This window comes from Mucilaginibacter sp. UYCu711, assembly GCF_050433825.1.
Taxonomy (GTDB): Bacteria; Bacteroidota; Bacteroidia; order Sphingobacteriales; family Sphingobacteriaceae; genus Mucilaginibacter.
Map to the genome: position 1 here is coordinate 151,323 of NZ_JBNPWM010000009.1, position 19,480 is coordinate 170,802.

The following is a 19,480-nucleotide window of genomic DNA, read 5'->3' on the forward strand; positions in this document are numbered from 1 at the left end:
GGTTAGTTTATGTTAAGTCCCAGGAGATTGGTAGTATAGGAAATTGGTCCATCCACAAGCTCAATACCTACCCAAAGTTCAGCAGCATATGAATCAGCAAAAGTGTATTGGTCAGTAAAGCTTACACCATCATTATCAGAAGTTCTTAGTGCACAATAACCAGAAGCATTTCTATAAAGTAAAACATCTGTCACGTTTTCAGGGGAAGGGGAAATAACTATACCTCCCTCTGCAGAATTTCCTACAGCTAATAGCTGAAAGGCACCTATTATAGCACCAAATTCTCCATTAGTATAAAAGTCACCGTCTACATTACTGGTTCTAAAAAATAACCTACAAAGAAGACTAAATGGATTATCATATCTAGCTGGAACAAACCCCCTGGTAGATATCTGAATAGAACCAGCTTCACCGGCTCCTAAACTGCCATGAGTTAATATAGTTCCCGGATTTGCACCATCCGCAGATTGATATCTTTTCTTACCTATATATTTAGGAGCTTGCCCTCCAAAGTCAGAACCACTATTCAAAACCTCGGTTGCTATATTGGTTGATAAGTTAATAGAAAGCTCTTGAAGAGCAGGAGTTTCATAGACAATAACATGAGCTGATACGCTTGTGACAGAGCCTGCTGTATTACTGACAACAGCCCTATAATAACCCGCATCGCCCATTACTGATATTTTGCTATAAGTGGAGCTAGTTGCACCTGAGATGTCCGTAAAGTTCAAGTTATCTGCTGATTTCTGCCATTGTATCGTCGGGGTTGGGTTACCAGTATATCCAACTGAAAGACTTAGTTCCTCCCCCTCTGTTAAGTTCTCAGCAGCAGGTTGGTCGATTATTACGGGTATAGATACTTCCGGAGCAGTCCCGTTAGAGTCTGGATAGTAGGTGCCGTTTATTCGTTCCAGTATAATAACAGTCATTCCTTCTAAACTGATAGGTACACCGCCATCAGATAAAGGAACATTCTCATAATCCATGAACCTAACTAAATAACCGGAGTTAATTATCCTAAGGATACCAGAATAATTCCCTGTTGGTTCATTAACCACAGATATATTTGTATCACCTGTAACAACTCTATAAGCATTAGAGTGGGCTGCTACATCCCAAACATTTGTGGGCAACTCATAAATATCATTTATGCCGGCTCCGCCACCGGCTTCACGAAAAAAATTGTTTATCACATAACTTTCCAGGTCATCGTAATCTGCAAAAAATTCGTTCGTGTCTCCGTTTATGATAGTAGACGGATCTACGCTATCTATTAAGGGAAAGTGGTCAGCATTTTTAATTAGCGAGATAGTGCCGTCGGTTTCCTTTATTAAATTATAGTCATTGACAACGCATATTTCTATGGTTCCCTTTTCGGGTTTGGTGATTTTAAAGTAGGCAGAAGTGGTGCCCTTTTGAATTGTGATTGGCATAGCGGGTTTAAGTTTTATTATTTATACGAAATTTCTTACCGCTAAGTTGCTAATACTGGCAAAAGGAATGAGATTTAATCATTCGTTGCCTATGTTCAACAATAAGTTAAGAAAGTTACAACCTTCCCCAACAAGGCCCCGTACAAGTACATCGGGTTTGGTGTCAATATGATTTAGTTTAAATGTGAAAGCCGGTTTGTAGGAAGCCGGCTTTCTTTGTTAGTGGTAGCAGGTCGTGAGTATCAAAAGTCAAGTATTTACCAAGTTCTATAAGGAATCACTCAAAGACGGCGACCTCAATACTAAAGTTCGATTAGATCGGGTGCAGCTAGAGGTGATAGTTAAATCAAATAATTGGAAGGCCTACGTTCCCAGAGAGGATAGGTGAAAAACGAATACGCGAGGGGGCAAATATCCTTTCGGAAACCTCTACAGAAATGTAGGGTTTTTTTGTGAGGTCTTTTTTTCACGCGGTAAGCAGATAATTAAAGGCTAATAAACCTTACGGCTATCCATCTCGTCAATCATTACATTTAACTCCCTGAAATATCCCTCAAAAGCATTCATAAAAACCTCGGCATCATGATTTTTATAAAGATTGCTAAATTGAATCCATTCATGCATTTTACTTAGAACATAATCTATTTGCCGGAAGGTATCTTTAACAAAAGGAAGCTTATCAAGGCCGTAACGAATATCTATTTCCTTTCTGATTGTATCCAATGTGTTCTTAATAGCTTCGAAGTTATCGGCCACTAACGGGTAATCCGAGAAAATGCCCTCATATATTTTCGTGATTTGATAATCTGTATGATATGAAATTAGACTTTTAAGAGTTTTCATCTGCCTAGCTCAATATTTTTATAAATTTACAAAATTATTATTTATAAGTATCGTTCCATTTCTGTGTGTAAAACCGTATGCAGACAAATAAAAAGGCTGTAGTGTTTAATTTACAGGGAAAATACAACAATATCTTTTTACCCGATCCGAACTCCCCCAAGTGGCGGGTTTTTTATTTAAATATCCATTGCAATAAAAGCGTAAGCCCCGATCCAATCAATACGTAAAATACTATAAATCTAGATTTTAACCACTTATCGGATTTTTTTTCTACCTGTTTTTGTTTTGTCTTGCCTGTTTTAACCTGGTAAAACACTTCATCAATAAAGCCGTCAACAGGCTTTTTATGGTTTTCTAGTTCATTAAAGAGTTTGCGTATATAATTAGGTCCATCGTTCATTAATCAAATATAATCCATTTAATTTAGCTGTCAGGCAATGACGTATAATGTTGATATCTCAGTTGAAAATATATGAGCCACCTTAAGTTGTGTGTAAACCCTAACAGAAATGCAGGCGTTTTTTGGTGAGTAAGAATTCTGACATCACCCAATACTGTACCCTAGCCCAGTCTTCCATTTTTCGATTAATTATTGATAATCAACGTTTTAAGTAAAATCATTTTCAAACATTCTCTTAGCCCCTGACACCTGATCCACAATTTTATGGAGCAGTTGTAAAAGTCTTGATAATAAGCAGGACTTATTGACACAACCCATGTCGATTCAACTTACACGGTTGCATACCCTTACTAAGGCGTAGGGTAGCCGGGCGCCAGGAGTCTTGCAGTCATTGCTAATTTAAATAATTGTGTTAGGCTAATCTGCCTAACGGCACGCATTATTTTTATAATTATAAAAATAAAACCTATACCAATTATTAAGGTTTCTTTTAATAGGGGGATTACTGTATGGAAAAACTCGACGGAGGAACATAACTAAATCCAATTAATAATTTTAAATGAAGAAATGTTTACTTATTTGCTGCTTGTTATTGATCTCTATAAAAGGTTTTGGTCAACGGTTTTTACAATACAACACGGGTTCGTTATATGAGTCTTTCGAGAACCCTTCGGTACGCTCTTTCATACCGGACACTACCAGGCAATTTGCTTTTAACTTTTTCATACCAAATTTTAACGGCAATTTATTGGTAGTGGGCAATGCACAAACCGCACTAAAAAGCCGCCTGTTCTCATCATACTATAACACTGCTGATCTGCAAACAGGTAAAGGCAATTACAACCGTTTAAATGCCAATATAAACGCTTATTCTATTATGTTTAAGATATTTTCGAGCGCCAACGGCGACCAAGAAATCGGCTTTTTTGTAAATACAAAAGCCGAGCTAAAGGACATAGTCAGCGATGAATCAGTCGCAATTTTTAATGGCTACCTTAATTTCCCCGGCAAGTCTTACAGTAATGTGTTTAATGGCAATGTTTTTTACCAGGATTTCCACCAGATAGGGTTTACTTACCGCGAGCAGGTAACTAAACGGCTTTCTGTAGGTTTTAAATTAAGTGGTCTATCCGGCTTGACCTATCGTAAATATGATATAACACAATCAAACGTAGTTTTTGATAAGCCTAATGACCGCGCCGCTCTCAGTTTAGCCGGTATATCTTATGCAAATGGCGAAAATGGGCAAACAGGGATAACGAAGTCGCTGCCGACCTTTTTAAACCCGGGTGCTGCTTTAAGTATGGGCGCTTCATTTGTTGATCAGGGTGGCTATACCTGGCAACTTAACGTGAAGGACCTTGGCTTTATACACTGGAACAGTACTTCGAAAAAAGGGACTTTTAGCGGCACAGCAGTAGTTAATAATATATCAACAACCGATATGGAGAAAAACCTTGAACAGGCGGCAGATAGCTTAACAAATGGGGTACGCACCAGGGATGGTTTTACATCACGAACTAATGGGTTGCTTGAATTAGCCGTTAACAAAAGCTATTGGTTTGGCGACGAAAATAATATCAAATTTTCGCCTACACTTATTGCATCTAAAGAGTTGTTCTACACTGGCTTTACGGCAGCTTTAGTAATGCCGGTACAGCTTGGCCATTATATTTTTAGCATTACACCATCCTATAATGACCTGAAAATACTTAATGTAGGCGGCCAGTTTATGATCAAAAAAGATAATTCGGAATTTTTTATAGGCACCGAAAGACTTTATCAGACCGCTTCTTTTCTAAAGTCAGCTATTAATGGTGGTTCGGCTGGCACCAAGCCGCAGTTCACTACCAATATGGGGTCGTACTCTGGGATGGATTTTTTTATTGGTGCATCCTTTAAATTCGGTTATACCATTGAAAGCCGCATGAATGAGAGCAGAATCCCAATGGATGAAGAAAAAGGGTTTATTGGCCTGATATGGGATAAATTTTTCGGCAAAAAAGATTCGAACTATTAAGCCTTCTTTGGCTAAACAAAAAATCTTTAAGATAAAAAGGTTCACCATCAAGTGAGTGGTAGCCTTCCAGAAAATATAGCAGTTTTGTGTTTACTCTTTAAGTTCAACTTACATAGTTTCGATGAATTTATTTCGATCCAATGCCGGAATAAAGAACTCCTGCCAAACTAGTTAAGCTGACATTAAGCTTCCACCTAAACCCTTAACATAAACTTCCCCTTTATTTGTAAGCGTTGGTTTAATAGACCCTGTTATAAAGCCAGCCATAAACAATAAGTAAGTGATTCTCATGCTTTCAATTTTATTGATCTCAAGGTAAGGGATACCTTCTAAGGAACCTTCCGAATCGGGGTTGTTGAAAAGGTAGGTTAAGACCTGATCAAATTTGTTCTTGGTGAAATCCATGTTGAGTCTATTTAAGTGTTATTACGGCTTTAAACGGATAGCGAATGAAAGGGTTACGTTTGTTGAAAATATTTCCCATTTTAACCTGAACGAATCTTAATCCCCCATCAATCCTAATCAACGCATTTCGAACGTATAGCTTCAGGAAGTTCGGGATTAAAGCAAAATTGAACGCCTTAAATTGATATTAACACACTAAAACATTATGGAAGGAATAACAATTATCTAAACGCCAGTTTTACATGAACTTATATCAAATATTGATTGATAGGTAAGATGATTGAAGCGTTGACGGAAAAGCTCCGCGATGCCAAAAAACCATACATCTGCCCAGGAAGTTAGGGAGTTAACCGGGTTCGGATCTAACTGGCTAAATGCTAATAAGCAAGACATCGATTACAGCATGGTTTAGCGACCGTCTTCGCTGCAACCGCTAAGACGTTGAGGAATTTATGGAGGAAGATAATTACAAATCACAAAGGAGGAACCATAATGGCATACCTTCCCAAAGTATAAAATTGAATACTTATTATTTGGTAGTAAGTATATTATTGTTTACCTTTATGTCCATAAAAGAGGAGGTAATTAAATCGTCAGACCTACTAAGACTAATTAAAAGGATGGATAGAAGTAAGACAGGCCGGCATATCATACTAAGGCATCCAAACCGTGAAGAAAACCAGATATTCCGAGTCATGGTTCAAAAGAAATTAGGACCGGACTAGCAGAAAACTTAAAAGCAGGCGGATCTTAAATAGTCCCACCCTCTTACATATATGAGGAATTTACCTCAAAGTTAATATTCCTATGATGCCACACATTAAATTTACAGTTGGTAAGACATCAACAGGTTTTGATGCTTACTACAAGCATAACCACAAAATTGTCGCTGTAACCACCGGTGACACTATTACGGAATTAAAAAGCAACGCTTTAGAGTCATATAAGCTATATGCCGAAGAAAGTGGGAAGAAGGCCGTGGTAACTGAGGCTATAATCTTTGAATTTGACTTACCTTCGTTTTTCGAATATTATCCAGTTATCAGCGCAAAAGCATTGAGCGCCAGGGTCGGCATTAATAACACTTTATTATCACAATATGTTAATGGAGTTAAAAAACCATCTGGAAAGCAGATCAAAAGAATATTCACTGAAATTAAGGCGATAGGCCGGGAATTGAGCGAATTAGAATTGGCGTAATTATTAACAAAATAGCCCCCAACCAACCACCCATGACCATAACTGAAGAAGACGCATTAAATATGGATATCATATTAAAATATTTAGCTGATAAACCAGGTTACGGAATTGGTGCATCTGAAATAGATGAACAAGTTATAGCAGGGTGCACTGAGACACTAGCGGATCAATACTTGCACATCTTGATTTCGTGGGCGCCCTCTTTAGTCTATCCAATTTATAGCAATGATATCCTACAATTTGTTAAGGAAAACGATCATACTAAGAAATTCCTGAAAAAAGGAGGGATGATAAGTTTTTATAAAGAAGAGAATGCGAAGCGACGCTCCGCAGAGGCAGATAAAAAATTGAGCAGGGAAAATATGACCTTAGTTATGGAAACTGCAAACCTATCAGTCATTATCGCCAGGAAAGCGGAAAAGCAATCACGTAGAGCGATATGGATAGCAGTATTATTGATCCTCTCAATAGAATTAATAAGATGGTTATGGCCTTTAATTTCTCACAAATGATTTTGACCCATTAGCGCCGCCTCAAACAACTTACCGACCCCCATTATAACTTAAACACTTTACCGATGCTTGCCGAGTCCCGAGATATGTATTGAGCAGAAATGTTTTTCAGGTTAAGAAAATCTGTGCGATATCCATGTTCATTTTGCTCACAAATGTCCAATCTATCGCTTATACGCATGTTTAAACGTCATTTTTTTCTTTTTCTGACAAAATATCCAGCTTGAATTGCTGGTAATTCAATATACTTATAGGTAAAACAGGATATTATATATATTAAAATAAATATTGGAATTGGTTTAATTATTGCCCAATAAGCACCAGGGCCTAAATGGTTGAACCATGGCAAAACCTCAATCAAAATAGGCTGATGTATTAAATATATGCTATAGCTAACCATTCCAATCATAGCCAATACTTTATTTAATCTGGTTTCAAGATTAATCACTGCATATAACAACCATTCAAAAAATGCAGTCCAGGCAAGTACACATGTCAGGAGACCGAAACCAAGATTGAAATACCGTGCTGCCATTGTGGCAATAAAACTGGCAAATGCAATAAGGAGGTTGAAACGACCGAATAGCCTTTTGCCCTCCCGATGACGCTCTGCTAAAAGAGCTCCGGTACACCATGTAAACCAATAATAAAACATAAACCAAGGGCTTACAAATTTCGCATCATGGAAATAATAATAAGTTATAGGGGCGAAAACTGCCATTAATAAAAAAAGCAACAGCAGCATTGTTCTATTAATGCCTAACTTTTTCCTAAATATTAAAAAAATGGGATAGATAAGATATAACTGCATTTCGAGCGCTAAACTCCAAAATGAAGGGTTTATAGTAAACTCGTAATTGTTAGAAAAATCATGGACAAAAAACAAATGGCTCAACAGATCAACGAATCCCCTATGTGAAAAAAGGTAATATTTTAAACCTAACCCGGTTACACAGAATATAATTACTGATACTAAATACGGCGGGTAGATTCTCCAAAACCGTTTACTGTAAAAATCAATAACGTTCAATGATTCGTTTCGAGACATAAAACCCAAATGAATCAGAAATCCACTAATGATTAAAAACAACTGTACTCCGGTCCATCCATAAGCTGATGGTATAAAATTCAGTATGGCGTTTTTGGTTGTTGCATGCCCCGCGGTATCATATCCTGGAAATAAATACAATTCTGAATGGTAAAAGAAGACGCATAGTATCGCTATTCCTCTTAATATATCTATTTTCCCTATGTGTTTCTTTATTTCGATGGCTTTATTGTGACTTGGTTTCGTCGTAAAGGTAAAACTATTGAACATAAATGTTTTATTTCAACGATTTATTTGACGAAGACACGATTTGAGTTTTAGCGTACCTTGAGAAATTTCCACATTAGCGACGTGTTGGCTTGGTCGCTCATGTTATTTGTCTTTAGACAATCAAAAAGCGTTTCTATTAAAATCTCACCCCACCAGCGTTTAACTGATTTTTTCTTTTACGGTTTCTACGACATCAGAAATAACTTGGTATTTTGCTCTTTGAGCAAAATCTCCGGGGTTATCCAGAATATCGTCCAATACCGAACGTCCGTCCGGCGCTTTCTTTGTTAAATAATAAACTGCGAACGATACACCGACACCCAGCATAAATGATTTAAAATGGCTCATAATATTCAGATATTTATTTCTTAATGTATAAATTTGATGCCAAGCCTCTAAATTAGAGATAAAAAATTATTTTTTTCATTTTTGGAATAGTTGGCTATTCTTATTGTGGTGATAATTTAAACAGTAATTAAACTTAAATTAAACACTGCTGGCGCAAAGGCCAACAAGCCGCTGTCCTGTTTAATATAGACAGTAAACGTTAAATGAGGTGAGGGTCATGGGTTTTTATTTAACGGATGGTTTTTATTTCCTTCCATTTTTTCCAACATTTAGATTATCTTGTCCAGTTTTTCGATCTCAATCGCGTCCGGCCGGGTCACGAGTTCTTCGATCTCTTTTTGGCTCCGACTTAAGTTTTATAGTCGCTGTCCACCTGCGCACGGTCTCGCTGGCTCTGGCGGTTCATTAGGGACGGGAGATGTCGTATTGGTCTCTAAAACGTACGATATCGATATCAAGCGCAAACGTCAGCATTCTTTGTGATATTGATGGGCCAGAAACAGGATGATGACCCGGCGATCCTACAGGGACAGCGCAAACAACGTAAGATGTCTTTTCTATTGGTTTTCATACCACCAGATAAAGATCCATGGACAGGAATACACCCAAAAATTAGGGGCAAAGATTAATAAATGGCATAAAAACGCCCTGAAAGAATTGGATAACAATATCAAAATTCAGGAAGAATAAGCCAGGCTCGATCCGAACGGGTCCAACTATCGGGCAAAAATCTTAACCATCCAAAAAAACACCTGGAAACCTATACTCCGTAAGATTTTAAAGCAATCAATGAACTCGTTAACCAAAAACCCTTATTCCCCCGGGACATCGCGGGTGTCTGGGCCGTCTACGGATTAAACGACAACCAAAAAGTAGAAGCAGGACGTGCAGGTGCTTGGACATCCAGTCTGCTAACTTGCCCCTTTCCAAGAGTGTACCAAACAATTATTTTACCAGCAACATGCCCGGCAAATACCTTTTCGATAATTCCCAGCAAAATGACCAGGGGACGATCGGCAAAGCAAACAATGTTGATTTCGGCGGACACATCGGTTTCGAGTTTAATAAACTATAAATCGCCGTAGAAGCTTTATACCGGTTTGACAATGGGATCGCGGGCACTCAAATTTGATACCTGTTTAAAAATGGCTTGCCGGATAAATTACAAAGAGTTTTTGATAGTGGCCATTGATTTTTTTGGACTGCTTGAACAGTATCTATTATCAACTTGCTGCTAAGTTTTTCTTAAGTTTTTGATAAGCTAAAAAATGTTGCCTTCGGGTAACTATAACGGTCAAGGAACGTCCGCTGGTGTTCAAGAAACCGTCTGCAGTTACAATTGGAGTTGGGTTTTATTTTGACTTAACCTTGTTTCTGTATGAATGTCCCTATTTGACCCTTTGAGGTCCTATCGCTCATTTCGTCGTGATTGTTGGAATTTTCCATCTTTAAATCAATGTATGGTATATAATGTTGGAAATATTCATCAAAAGTTGATGTAAATTGACTTAATGATGGATTAATCCATCATTACATCCCCTGCATCAAAATAGAAATAAAATTACGACGTTTTCCTATGATTTAAGAAACTATCTTTCTGTATCTTTATATTAAGAAAACGATTTACGGTTATAGGGATGTGGCTGCTGCTGCAAAATGATAATTGATAATATTAAAAGCGGGGTTCATTGCTGTTTTTTGATTTTTAGCGTGTTTTTTTGCCGTGGCAACAGCGTGGCAATGAAATAAAAAACTCGATAACTAATTGATTTACAACACTAATATTAATTGGGTTCAGGAACCTAGCTCTCCGCGGAATACATTATCAAAAACAAACAAAACCCTGTAAATCATTGATTTACAGGGTTTTTTATTTTCATCAAAAAAGCACAAAAAAACGAAAAAAGTTGTGGCAAATACGTGGCAATTCTAAAATTTTATAAATTGCCACGACAAAGCGTGTAACTCACTGTATATTAAGTGGTTCAAGACGTGAACATCTTGATTCCCGATGACTATTTTTCGACATTTATTCACTCTTAAACGTGGCAATTATGTTAGAAAAAAGCTTCGAATTGCTTTTCTTTCTGAAACAATCCAAAAATGAAGGTAAAAAATTCATCTACCCGCGTATCACAGTTGATTGCAAAGCAGTAGAATGGTCAACCAGGGAACAATTGGATTCGAACCGTTGGGATCAGGACAAGTGCCGTGCTATCGGCTGCAAGGATGATGTTAAACAAATCAACTTCTTCCTGGACACCTTGCATAGCAAGGTGCTTAAGGCCCGTCAACAACTGATCAGTGAGGAAGAAGAAATAACCGCGGTTACTGCGCGACCTCGTTACCGGCAGGACAACGCAAAAAATGATACTGGAAATTTTTGCCCAGCACAATTCGCAAATGAAGGCACTCGCGGGGCAAGATTTCGCGAACGGCACGCTGGATCGATATGAAACCTCACTGGAACATACCCGTAAGTTTATTGCCTGGCAATACCAAAAGGAAGATTTCTCCATCAAAAAACTGGATCATTATTTCATTGAGCAATATGCGTTTTGGCTAAAGACCGTCCGTAAGTGCAACCACAATACCACAATGAAGTACCTGGCAAACTTTAAAAAGGTCGTACTCATCTGCGTGAAGAACAAATGGCTGCCGGGTGATCCCTTTATTAATTTCAAACTAACTAAGAAAGCTATCAGCCGAGACCCGCGATACGTCAGACGGAACCGGCACGCTCTCTTTAAAATAACCTGAAACAACAAGCAAAGTTTAGGTAATTTGATCAGGACAGTTCCCAACCTGCACCTGCGTGTCCAGTAATATACAAACTGTTCGGCATCAACCTGTCTTCAGCTCAACAGAGGTGCAGGTTTTGCCGGCGATATGCCTGTAACTGGTGATCAGCGGGGTCAAGCTCAGTTATCAGGCTGTCAATTTGCCGTAGTTCGCATACACGCATTCGCTGTACAGAGTTTAATTTTTCGGCAATACATATGATTACAACCTGCTTTGACGCCTTTATCATCGCTTTTTTCACCTGCACAATAGCCCTGTCTGAATCGGTTACGCCATCATCAACAGCTATACCGTTAGTGCCCAAAAAGCAAATGTCGAACTTCACCCCGTTCAGGTAACTTACGACTTCGCTTCCTGCGCATACTTGCGAATCTTTGGAAAATTCGCCACCTATTAATACTACTGTCACCAGCGGATGATCTGCCAGTTGCAAAGCGACCGGCGGGCTTATCGTATAGATAGTTACCGCTAAATCTTTGGGCAGCATGGTTATCATTGCTATAACTGTGGTACCGCCGCCGGTTAATACGACCATTCCATCTTTGATCAGCCCTATCGCTTTGCGGGCAATAACCTTTTTGGCATCTGCGGCATAAATATCATTTCGCTGAAACGGATAATGGTAGGCACGAGACAAGGCCCCGCCATGTACTTTAACAATTTGACCCGAGTCGTCCAGTTCATTCAAATCGCGGCGTACAGTATCTTCTGAAACATTTAATTCGATAGCCAGATCTGTTGACAGCACTTTATTGTGCAGGTTTATTTGCTTAATAATATGAGCGTGACGTTCTTTTTTTAGCATGATAAAATTTAGTTTTTATAAAAAAAGCCAATGTTGCGGTTTTCTGCAAGGTTTAAAAATAAAATTAGCTATTTCATGCAAAAATTAAAATTTATTTTACATATCTTTATTATCTACTTAGCAACACTGCGTTTTTTTGCGTTTTTGGTTACAAAAAACCTGCTTTGGGGCAAAATAGATATCAAATAACAAATTTATTAACTGATCAAACAATTCAAGTATGAAAAAAAGTTTACTCTTTTTTTTCCTGGGACTAACTTGCTGGACGATGCAGACCGCTGCACAGTCGTTAACGGTCACCGGAAAAGTAACTTCGGCCGATGACGGCCTTCCGTTACCGGGGGTAACGGTTAAAGTAAAAACCGGTACAACTGCTGTTGCGACCAGTAGCGAGGGTCTTTACCGCATTAACGTCAATGCCGGCGAAGTGCTGGTATTTACTTTTATCGGTATGGTCAAACAGGAAATCACCGTCGGCACCAACCCCAACCTGTCGGTTAAAATGGTTACCGAGGCCGGTAGCATCAATGAAGTTGTGGTTACCGCTTACGGTATTAATCGCGATAAGGCGAGTTTAGGCTATGCCGCGCAAACAGTTAAAGGCGATGATGTTTCTCAAACACAACGTGAAGACTTTTTTGGCGGTCTGCAAGGCCGGGTGGCTGGCTTATCTATTAACAGCACAAGTGGCAATCCTGGTGCATCTGCACAAATCGTATTAAGGGGTTTTACCTCTATCAGTGGTGATAACAACGCCCTGATAGTTGTAGATGGTGTACCAATTAACAACACAACACTAAACCAAACTTTCTCATTAGTAAGCCAGGGCGCCAACCGCGACCAGGATTATTCAAACCGTGGTATGGATATTAACCCTGCCGACATTGAAACCTACACCATTATGAAAGGCCCTGAAGCTACAGCCCTTTATGGTAGCGCAGGTGCGGGCGGTGCAATATTGATTACCACTAAAAAAGGCAAAGCCGGCGCAAGTACAGTTAACTACAGCACATCATACCGTTGGGAGAAACTGGTTAAATCTCCTGAAAGACAAACAGAATATAACTTAGGTGATGCAGGCGGTGTATTTCTTGGTACTACATCAAACTTTTTTGGCCCTAAATTTTTGCCGGGTACACCCATATTTGATAACTACAAAAACTTCTTTCAAACAGGTAAAGCACAAAAACAAAACCTTTCTTTAGAAGGCGGTTCGGATAAATTAACCTACCGTTGGTCAAATGAATACAGCGATAACGAGGGTGTTATCCCCACTACCGATTACAGAAGGTTTTCAACCCGCTTAACAGGTAGCGCGGTAATTTCACCATTGTTTAAAGTTACCACCACCATGAACTATATTAACTCTTCAAACACCAAGGGTTACAAAGGAGCAAATGGTATATTGATGGGTCTTTTACGTTTTAGCCCTGCGTTTGATATTACGAAATATGAAGATGTTAACGGCAACCGTATTACCCACTTTGCGTCTATCTACAGTGAGTATGACAATCCGCTTTGGAGCGTTAATAAAGACCCCCAGGTTGATAAAGTCGACCGTTTCATCGGCAATGCAAACTTTAATATTACACCAAACAAATGGCTTTCTATTAATGCCATAATTGGTGCGGATATAACCAGCACCAATGGCTCAAACGTTTACAACGGGCAATCTTACAAAGGTTCAGGTAGTGCAACTTCCCCAACAGGTGGCTATATCTTAACCTACCAGGATCTTTCTAAACTATACAACGCGTCATTGGTTGCTTCGGCAAAATCTAAAATGGGTTCGTTTACCGGTACTTATATTTTAGGTGCTACTATCGATTATTTCAACAGTACCACAAACTCACAATCAGGTACTAAATTTTACGATCCTAATTTCTACAGTATCAACAATACTTTGCCTTTAACACGCCAGGCCACGATTAACGTAAACCGTTATTCTGACGAAGGCTTCTTCGCGCAGGCAATATTAGGTTACAAAAGCATATTGTATTTCACTTTAACAGGCCGCGTTGATGGTGTTTCCAAATTAATGCCAAGCATTAATGCCGCAACAGGTTTAAAAGCTGATGGACATCCGTTCTTTGGTTACCCATCAGCGTCCATGGCTTTCAACTTCACCGAGCTTCAATCTGTGAAAGATGCCCTGCCGTTTGTAGATTATGGTAAACTACGTATTTCATACGCCTTAACCGGCAAGGGCCCATTCCGGCAATATGCATTAGGTAGCAATTATGCGGGTACTAACACTACCGGTGGTGGCTATGCCCTGTCTGTGAACGGTGGTAACCCTGATTTGAAGCCTGAAACTACCAGGAACTTTGAAACCGGTATCGAAATGCAGTTTTTGCATAATCGTTTAGGTATCGATTTCAACTATTATAACCTTGAAAGTATCAACCAGATCATCTTTCCGCGCTTAAGCTATGGTAGTGGTTTCATTTTGAAACTATTGAACGGTGGCGAGGTGAGGAACAGAGGTATCGAGGTTGTGCTGAGCGGTACACCTGTTAGAACATCTAAATTTAACTGGGATGTAAAATTGAACTATACACAAAACAGGGGTACCGTTATATCACTTGCCGAAGAATTACCAGAGTTGTACGATTCGGATACCCAAATAATAGGTTCTCTTAGAAGCGCAGCTACACCCGGTGAAAGTACAGGCACCGTAACCGGCTGGAGATATGACAGGAATAAATCTGGCCAGGTAGTTATTAGCCCTTCAACCGGTTTACCAATCGTTTCTGACCTTAACTACCACCCAATTGGTGACAGGACACCTAAATTTACTTTAGGTATTATTAACCAATTCAGGTACGGAAGGTTCAATTTCTCGATGTTATGGGATTTACGTTACGGCGGCGACGTGATCAATCAGACAGAATTTGAAGCTTATACCAAAGGTATCAGTGTAAAAACGCTCGACCGCGAAACACCACGTGTAATTACCGGTGTGCTTAACGATGGTTTACAAAATACCGACCACCCTACTCCTAACAACATTGCAATTACACCTTATTCAAATTCAGCATATTATACAAACCCGGCACCAGAGGTGTTCGTTGAACATAATATAAAAGCATTCAGACTGCGTGATGCTACCCTTGGGTATGATTTTCCGCCATCGGCTTTGGCCAAAACCGGGTTTATCAAAACTTTAGGCGTATTCTTCACAGTAACTGATGCGATATTGATCACAAACTATACCGGCCTTGACCCTGAAAGCAACTCGCTTAATGCTGGTTCAGGCGGTATTGGTGGTTATGGGATAGATTATGGTAACATTGGTAAACCTATTGGTTTTAACCTGGGTTTAAGAGTAAAATTGTAAAAATAAGACAATGAGAAAAGTATATATCACCTTAACGGCAGTAATGGTATTCCTTATTGCCCCGGGCTGTAAAAAATACCTGGATATTAACAGTAACCCGGTAACCCCGCAGATTGTGAAAGCCGAGTTGCTTTTGCCGCCAATACAATTCCAGATGCATGACGATATTTGGCAGGATCAAAGAACGACGATCTCTAAAGTAACGCAAAATTTTGCTGGAGTAAGTACTGCAGATGCAGCCTTGCTATGGGAAAAACATGGTTATACTTACAATAGCGATGCCGGCGGCGTTGCCTGGCGTATGTGTTATTTTGATATGGGCCTGAACCTGGAAAACATGATAAAGGATGCAGTTGCTAATCAAAAAAACGAGTACGCGGGTATTGGTTATGCCATTAAAGCCTGGACCTATCAAATAACCACCGACCAATATGGTCCGATTATTTTAGATGACGCTTTTAAAAACAATCAACTTTCATTTAGATTTCAGGACCAGCCAGATGTTTATGCTAAAGTTAGAGAGTGGTGCGCCCTTGCCCTTAAGTATATGAATACCCCAAGCCCTATCAGTTATTCAGCCACATTACAAGGCGCCAGTGGCGATGGCATATACAAAGGTGACATGACCAAATGGAAAAAATTTGTTTATGGAGTTTTGGCAACGCAATATGGCCACTTGGTTAACAAGGCCGAGTTCAAAACCAAATATGCCGACAGTGTTATTAAGTATGTAGATCTGTCATTTGCTAACGAAACTGAAGACCCCACTGTATTCTTCCAGTCATCAGGCACAACAGATGTTAACCTGGCTGGCCCAACCAATGCGGGCAGCTCAACATCAGGGGTGTTAAACACTTCCACCTACTATTGCAGGCAAACAACCGCAATTTTAGGCTTGTTGACCGGCGGTGTGAGAGGTACGCCAACACCAAGCCCAACAACTTCTTTAGACCCCCGTTTAAGCAGGTATTTAACTCCTGGTACATCTACGAGTGGCACGGGTAACCCAACCGGTACAACCTATATTGCAGTTACCCCTACCAAAGGCAGCACCTTAACTACCGTACCAAACGTTTTAGGCAGCTTACCTACAGGTTCAACACTGTTTAACGGTCGTTACATTTTTACCGACCGTGCCCGCTGGCCGATAATGACTTATGCCCAAATGCAGTTCATTAAATCGGAGGCAGCGTTTAAAAAAGGAGACGCAACTACGGCTTATACAGCTTATATCAATGGCATAAAAGCTTCAATGGACTTTTACAACCAATACGGCCGCACCCAAAGCATCCCTGACCCTGCAATTGCTGCTACCGAGATAAACGCCTACCTTGCATCAAGTGAAGTTGCACAAACTGCAGCATCACTTACCATAGCCGATATTATGCAGCAAAAGTATATTGCGCAATGGGGCTGGGGTAGTATTGAAACCTGGTGCGATTTGCGGAAGTATCATTATGATCCGGCTGTTTTCCGCACGTATTATCCACTTGCAGCCGCAGATTTACAGTACGGTAAATATAAGTACCGCTGCAGGCCGCGTTTCAATTCCGAATTTGTATGGAATGCAGCCGAGTTGACCAAATTTGGTGGCGACTTACCAACCTACGAAACCCAGGAAACTTGGTTTAGTCAACAGTAATTTTAACCATTTAAAGAAAAGAAATGAAAAAGATATTTTTAATACCATTTTGCGCGCTGGCAGCCCTGTTAATAGTAGGAAGCTGCAAAAAAGGTGTGTTTGATTATGGCGATGAAGTAAAATTGACTGGAGATGAGGCTGTATTGAGGATAAACTACGTGTCACAATATGCCAATAACCGCGCCATAGTTATCAAAATTAACGACCAACCGATAAGCCAGCCAATTACTGCCCGTACCCCTTTCCCGGGTGGCGGTTACAATACCGGTGGTGGTAACACGGCCGACTTTTTAGCTGTGCATGCGGGCACAGTAAAAGTATCTATCGTACAGCCTAAAAAGAAATATGATGGTACCGATTCACTGGTGCTATTCACAGGCACTTTCCAGTTAGAGTCTAAGAAAAACTATGTGGTGCATATTACTGATACTACGACTAATACCAAATCGTTGTTAACCACCGAGAACCTGACAAGGCCGGATACTGCCACCTGTCGCTTGCATTTTGTAAACCTTATACCAAATGTAACCGCGCTCGACTTGTATTATGGAACAGCAACAGGCACCGATCAAAGTACAGACTCTTTACTGGTAGGCAACTTACCTTACCTGCAAAACAGTCCGGATTTCCTGATCCCTAAAGCTGCCGCTAATAAAACGTTTAAAATACGTGCAGCAGGTTCCGCTAAAACATCCACTACTGTATTAGCCAGTTATTCAACTACCAGTGTACCGGCTAACCAAAGGGTATTCACAGCTTTTGCCAGCGGGTATAGTGGTAAAACCAATACGCAAAAACCTTATATATCGTTCTTTCTCGTCAAGTAAAGTTGAGGTATAAAACACGATAACTAATTGATTTACAGCACTATTTTTAATTGGGTTCAGGAACCTAGCTCTCCGCAAAACAAAAAAGCTACCTAAGCAGGTGGCTTTTTTTGTTTAAGGTACTGTTAATTTCAGGCTGCTTAGTACATTTCTACTTAAATCATTCCTAAACTAAATTCAAAAATATTTGTTAGTGGGTGGAGGACTATAGTCCTGTTTTACGCATGAGCAAAGTATTTACAATTACCGATGGACTTGAAAACATGGGCGCACTGCGAACGGGCGGCCAGGGTTCGGTTTATAAAGGGCGCCGTATCGGACCAATAATCACCGCCGTTAAACTACTTCCCACCCCCATTCAGTCGGAAAGCGAGGATGATAAAAATTATCGAAATTTTCTGAATGAGGTTGACAAGCTTAAAAAAGTTAACGAAGTACCAAACCCAAATGTGGTAAAAATATTAAACTCAGGTATTACCGAAAGCGGCTCATTTCCTTTTATTGAAATGGAGTTTATTGAGGGGCCAGATCTGGGCGAATTAATATCGCCGCCAAACGATAAAATATTTACTCTTAAACAGGTTGTTAAGCTGGCCGACCAGCTTGCTTGCGCGCTGGCACACTGCCATAATGTTGGAGTGAAACACGGCGACATCAAGAGCAATAATGTAAAATTTAATGTACATTCTGGCAACTACGTATTGTTGGATTTTGGTTTGTCAATTATGTCAGACGAGGAACGCCGAAGTAGTATGCGCCACGCTGGGGCCATTGAATTTATGGCCCCCGAACAGAACCAGGGCAAAATACTGACTCAAACTGATGTATATAGCTATGGTGTAATATTGTTTGAGTTGTTAGCGGGAGCGGTACCGTTCCCACTGGAAGACAATGGCGAAACCGCTCGAAATACGGTAATGGTGGCGCATATGGAATCACCCGTACCCGACATTATAAAATTAAGAAAGAAAAATCTACCCGAAAACTGGCCAAAAAAGCAAAAGGACCAGGAAATAGATGTGCCGCAATGGCTGCTCAATCTTACCTATAAATGCCTGGAAAAATCGCCCGAGCAACGTTACGCTGATGGCATGGAACTTCATGATGCTATTATACAGCATAGCATAGCCAACATACGACTGGATGACAACCCAAAGGTTGATGAACCAGTAATTGAGCAGGAACAGCCGAACGCTATTGCACCCGATCTGACTTACAGGGCCGGCGAAAGTAATAAGGTTCACCTATCAAAATCTGTATTCGCAATGTTAATAATATTGCTGGTAGGATTTATGGGTTATTCGGCTTATTTACAATTTAACAAACCGGCGCCACAAAAGGGCACCATACTGCTTCCGGCTACTGATAGTACTGGTAACGATAATGCTGACAGCATCGCCGCACTGCAAAAAGCACATGATTTGCGACGTGAAAAAAACAGGATAACAGATTCTATTGTGAACGCCACCGCTAAAGAAGAATTGGAAAAAGCAAAAAAGCAAAGTCAGTACGCGCCCGATACGACATTGGTAGATACGTCTGACAACTAAAAATTAATTTCGTTTTAATGAGGAACTTTAAAACA

At 39.9% G+C, this 19,480-nt stretch carries 17 protein-coding genes; 9 read left to right on the forward strand and 8 right to left on the reverse strand.

Features of this window, described 5'->3' with window-relative positions; all coding sequences use genetic code 11:
- Positions 1 to 2: 2 nt before the first annotated feature.
- The 3 genes from ABIB50_RS19075 to ABIB50_RS19085 all read right to left on the reverse strand — a co-directional run bounded on the left by ABIB50_RS19075 (position 3) and on the right by ABIB50_RS19085 (position 2,676).
- The gene (locus ABIB50_RS19075; protein WP_429382338.1) at positions 3 to 1,433 is read right to left on the reverse strand and encodes an immunoglobulin domain-containing protein; all 1,431 of its coding nucleotides are present in this window, start codon (positions 1,431 to 1,433) and stop codon (positions 3 to 5) included.
- 492 nt (positions 1,434 to 1,925) lie between these two features.
- Positions 1,926 to 2,189: a hypothetical protein gene (locus tag ABIB50_RS19080; protein WP_429382340.1), complete on the reverse strand. Its 264-nt coding sequence runs from the start codon at positions 2,187 to 2,189 to the stop codon at positions 1,926 to 1,928.
- 259 nt (positions 2,190 to 2,448) lie between these two features.
- Positions 2,449 to 2,676 carry a hypothetical protein gene (locus ABIB50_RS19085; protein ID WP_429382342.1) on the reverse strand — a complete coding sequence of 76 codons (228 nt, stop codon included), beginning with the start codon at positions 2,674 to 2,676 and terminating at the stop codon, positions 2,449 to 2,451.
- A 559-nt stretch (positions 2,677 to 3,235) separates the two neighbouring features.
- Between ABIB50_RS19085 and ABIB50_RS19090 the strand changes: the two genes are divergently transcribed.
- The gene (locus ABIB50_RS19090; protein WP_429382344.1) at positions 3,236 to 4,696 is read left to right on the forward strand and encodes a DUF5723 family protein; all 1,461 of its coding nucleotides are present in this window, start codon (positions 3,236 to 3,238) and stop codon (positions 4,694 to 4,696) included.
- 171 nt (positions 4,697 to 4,867) lie between these two features.
- Here the strand turns inward: ABIB50_RS19090 and ABIB50_RS19095 are convergent, their stop codons facing one another.
- Positions 4,868 to 5,101 carry a hypothetical protein gene (locus ABIB50_RS19095; protein WP_429382346.1) on the reverse strand — a complete coding sequence of 78 codons (234 nt, stop codon included), beginning with the start codon at positions 5,099 to 5,101 and terminating at the stop codon, positions 4,868 to 4,870.
- A gap of 807 nt (positions 5,102 to 5,908) precedes the next feature.
- Between ABIB50_RS19095 and ABIB50_RS19100 the strand changes: the two genes are divergently transcribed.
- A complete protein-coding gene (locus ABIB50_RS19100) occupies positions 5,909 to 6,301 on the forward strand; it encodes a helix-turn-helix domain-containing protein (RefSeq protein ID WP_429382348.1) in 393 nt (130 codons plus the stop codon).
- 32 nt (positions 6,302 to 6,333) lie between these two features.
- On the forward strand, positions 6,334 to 6,813 hold the full coding sequence (locus ABIB50_RS19105; protein ID WP_429382350.1) for a hypothetical protein: 480 nt from the start codon (positions 6,334 to 6,336) through the stop codon (positions 6,811 to 6,813).
- A gap of 190 nt (positions 6,814 to 7,003) precedes the next feature.
- On the opposite strand, the gene ABIB50_RS19110 is transcribed toward ABIB50_RS19105, so the two are convergent.
- The 3 genes from ABIB50_RS19110 to ABIB50_RS19120 form a co-directional block, all read right to left on the reverse strand.
- Positions 7,004 to 8,131, reverse strand: a complete 1,128-nt coding sequence (locus ABIB50_RS19110; protein ID WP_429382352.1) for an acyltransferase family protein — start codon at positions 8,129 to 8,131, stop codon at positions 7,004 to 7,006.
- A gap of 159 nt (positions 8,132 to 8,290) precedes the next feature.
- Complete coding sequence (locus tag ABIB50_RS19115; protein WP_429382354.1) at positions 8,291 to 8,479, reverse strand: YtxH domain-containing protein; 189 nt, start codon at positions 8,477 to 8,479, stop codon at positions 8,291 to 8,293.
- An 847-nt stretch (positions 8,480 to 9,326) separates the two neighbouring features.
- Positions 9,327 to 9,527 carry a hypothetical protein gene (locus ABIB50_RS19120; RefSeq protein ID WP_429382355.1) on the reverse strand — a complete coding sequence of 67 codons (201 nt, stop codon included), beginning with the start codon at positions 9,525 to 9,527 and terminating at the stop codon, positions 9,327 to 9,329.
- 1,006 nt (positions 9,528 to 10,533) lie between these two features.
- Here ABIB50_RS19120 and ABIB50_RS19125 point away from each other — a divergent pair.
- On the forward strand, positions 10,534 to 10,935 hold the full coding sequence (locus ABIB50_RS19125) for a hypothetical protein (RefSeq protein WP_429382356.1): 402 nt from the start codon (positions 10,534 to 10,536) through the stop codon (positions 10,933 to 10,935).
- The gene (locus ABIB50_RS19130) at positions 10,883 to 11,239 is read left to right on the forward strand and encodes a phage integrase SAM-like domain-containing protein (RefSeq protein WP_429382358.1); all 357 of its coding nucleotides are present in this window, start codon (positions 10,883 to 10,885) and stop codon (positions 11,237 to 11,239) included. The genes ABIB50_RS19125 and ABIB50_RS19130 overlap by 53 nt, the downstream gene beginning before the upstream one ends.
- Before the next feature lie 100 nt (positions 11,240 to 11,339).
- On the opposite strand, the gene ABIB50_RS19135 is transcribed toward ABIB50_RS19130, so the two are convergent.
- Complete coding sequence (locus tag ABIB50_RS19135) at positions 11,340 to 12,086, reverse strand: DeoR/GlpR family DNA-binding transcription regulator (RefSeq protein WP_429382360.1); 747 nt, start codon at positions 12,084 to 12,086, stop codon at positions 11,340 to 11,342.
- A 220-nt stretch (positions 12,087 to 12,306) separates the two neighbouring features.
- Between ABIB50_RS19135 and ABIB50_RS19140 the strand changes: the two genes are divergently transcribed.
- From ABIB50_RS19140 to ABIB50_RS19155, 4 genes are all read left to right on the forward strand, one after another.
- Positions 12,307 to 15,426, forward strand: a complete 3,120-nt coding sequence (locus tag ABIB50_RS19140; RefSeq protein WP_429382362.1) for a SusC/RagA family TonB-linked outer membrane protein — start codon at positions 12,307 to 12,309, stop codon at positions 15,424 to 15,426.
- A gap of 10 nt (positions 15,427 to 15,436) precedes the next feature.
- Positions 15,437 to 17,068, forward strand: coding sequence for a SusD/RagB family nutrient-binding outer membrane lipoprotein (locus ABIB50_RS19145; protein ID WP_429382365.1), 1,632 nt, complete (start codon positions 15,437 to 15,439; stop codon positions 17,066 to 17,068).
- Between the two features lie 23 nt (positions 17,069 to 17,091).
- The gene (locus tag ABIB50_RS19150; protein ID WP_429382367.1) at positions 17,092 to 17,895 is read left to right on the forward strand and encodes a DUF4397 domain-containing protein; all 804 of its coding nucleotides are present in this window, start codon (positions 17,092 to 17,094) and stop codon (positions 17,893 to 17,895) included.
- A gap of 224 nt (positions 17,896 to 18,119) precedes the next feature.
- Positions 18,120 to 19,445 (forward strand): serine/threonine-protein kinase, encoded by a 1,326-nt coding sequence (locus ABIB50_RS19155; RefSeq protein WP_429382369.1) that lies wholly within the window; start codon positions 18,120 to 18,122, stop codon positions 19,443 to 19,445.
- Positions 19,446 to 19,480: the final 35 nt, after the last annotated feature.

Coding starts and splice junctions, on each gene's coding strand:
- ABIB50_RS19130 (WP_429382358.1), top strand. CDS start 10,883: ATGAAGGCACTCGCGGGGCAAGATTTCGCGAACGGCACGCTGGATCGA.
- ABIB50_RS19145 (WP_429382365.1), top strand. CDS start 15,437: ATGAGAAAAGTATATATCACCTTAACGGCAGTAATGGTATTCCTTATT.
- ABIB50_RS19100 (WP_429382348.1), top strand. CDS start 5,909: ATGATGCCACACATTAAATTTACAGTTGGTAAGACATCAACAGGTTTT.
- ABIB50_RS19135 (WP_429382360.1), bottom strand. CDS start 12,086: ATGCTAAAAAAAGAACGTCACGCTCATATTATTAAGCAAATAAACCTG.
- ABIB50_RS19140 (WP_429382362.1), top strand. CDS start 12,307: ATGAAAAAAAGTTTACTCTTTTTTTTCCTGGGACTAACTTGCTGGACG.
- ABIB50_RS19115 (WP_429382354.1), bottom strand. CDS start 8,479: ATGAGCCATTTTAAATCATTTATGCTGGGTGTCGGTGTATCGTTCGCA.
- ABIB50_RS19125 (WP_429382356.1), top strand. CDS start 10,534: ATGTTAGAAAAAAGCTTCGAATTGCTTTTCTTTCTGAAACAATCCAAA.
- ABIB50_RS19150 (WP_429382367.1), top strand. CDS start 17,092: ATGAAAAAGATATTTTTAATACCATTTTGCGCGCTGGCAGCCCTGTTA.
- ABIB50_RS19105 (WP_429382350.1), top strand. CDS start 6,334: ATGACCATAACTGAAGAAGACGCATTAAATATGGATATCATATTAAAA.
- ABIB50_RS19110 (WP_429382352.1), bottom strand. CDS start 8,131: ATGTTCAATAGTTTTACCTTTACGACGAAACCAAGTCACAATAAAGCC.
- ABIB50_RS19090 (WP_429382344.1), top strand. CDS start 3,236: ATGAAGAAATGTTTACTTATTTGCTGCTTGTTATTGATCTCTATAAAA.
- ABIB50_RS19155 (WP_429382369.1), top strand. CDS start 18,120: ATGAGCAAAGTATTTACAATTACCGATGGACTTGAAAACATGGGCGCA.
- ABIB50_RS19075 (WP_429382338.1), bottom strand. CDS start 1,433: ATGCCAATCACAATTCAAAAGGGCACCACTTCTGCCTACTTTAAAATC.
- ABIB50_RS19095 (WP_429382346.1), bottom strand. CDS start 5,101: ATGGATTTCACCAAGAACAAATTTGATCAGGTCTTAACCTACCTTTTC.
- ABIB50_RS19085 (WP_429382342.1), bottom strand. CDS start 2,676: ATGAACGATGGACCTAATTATATACGCAAACTCTTTAATGAACTAGAA.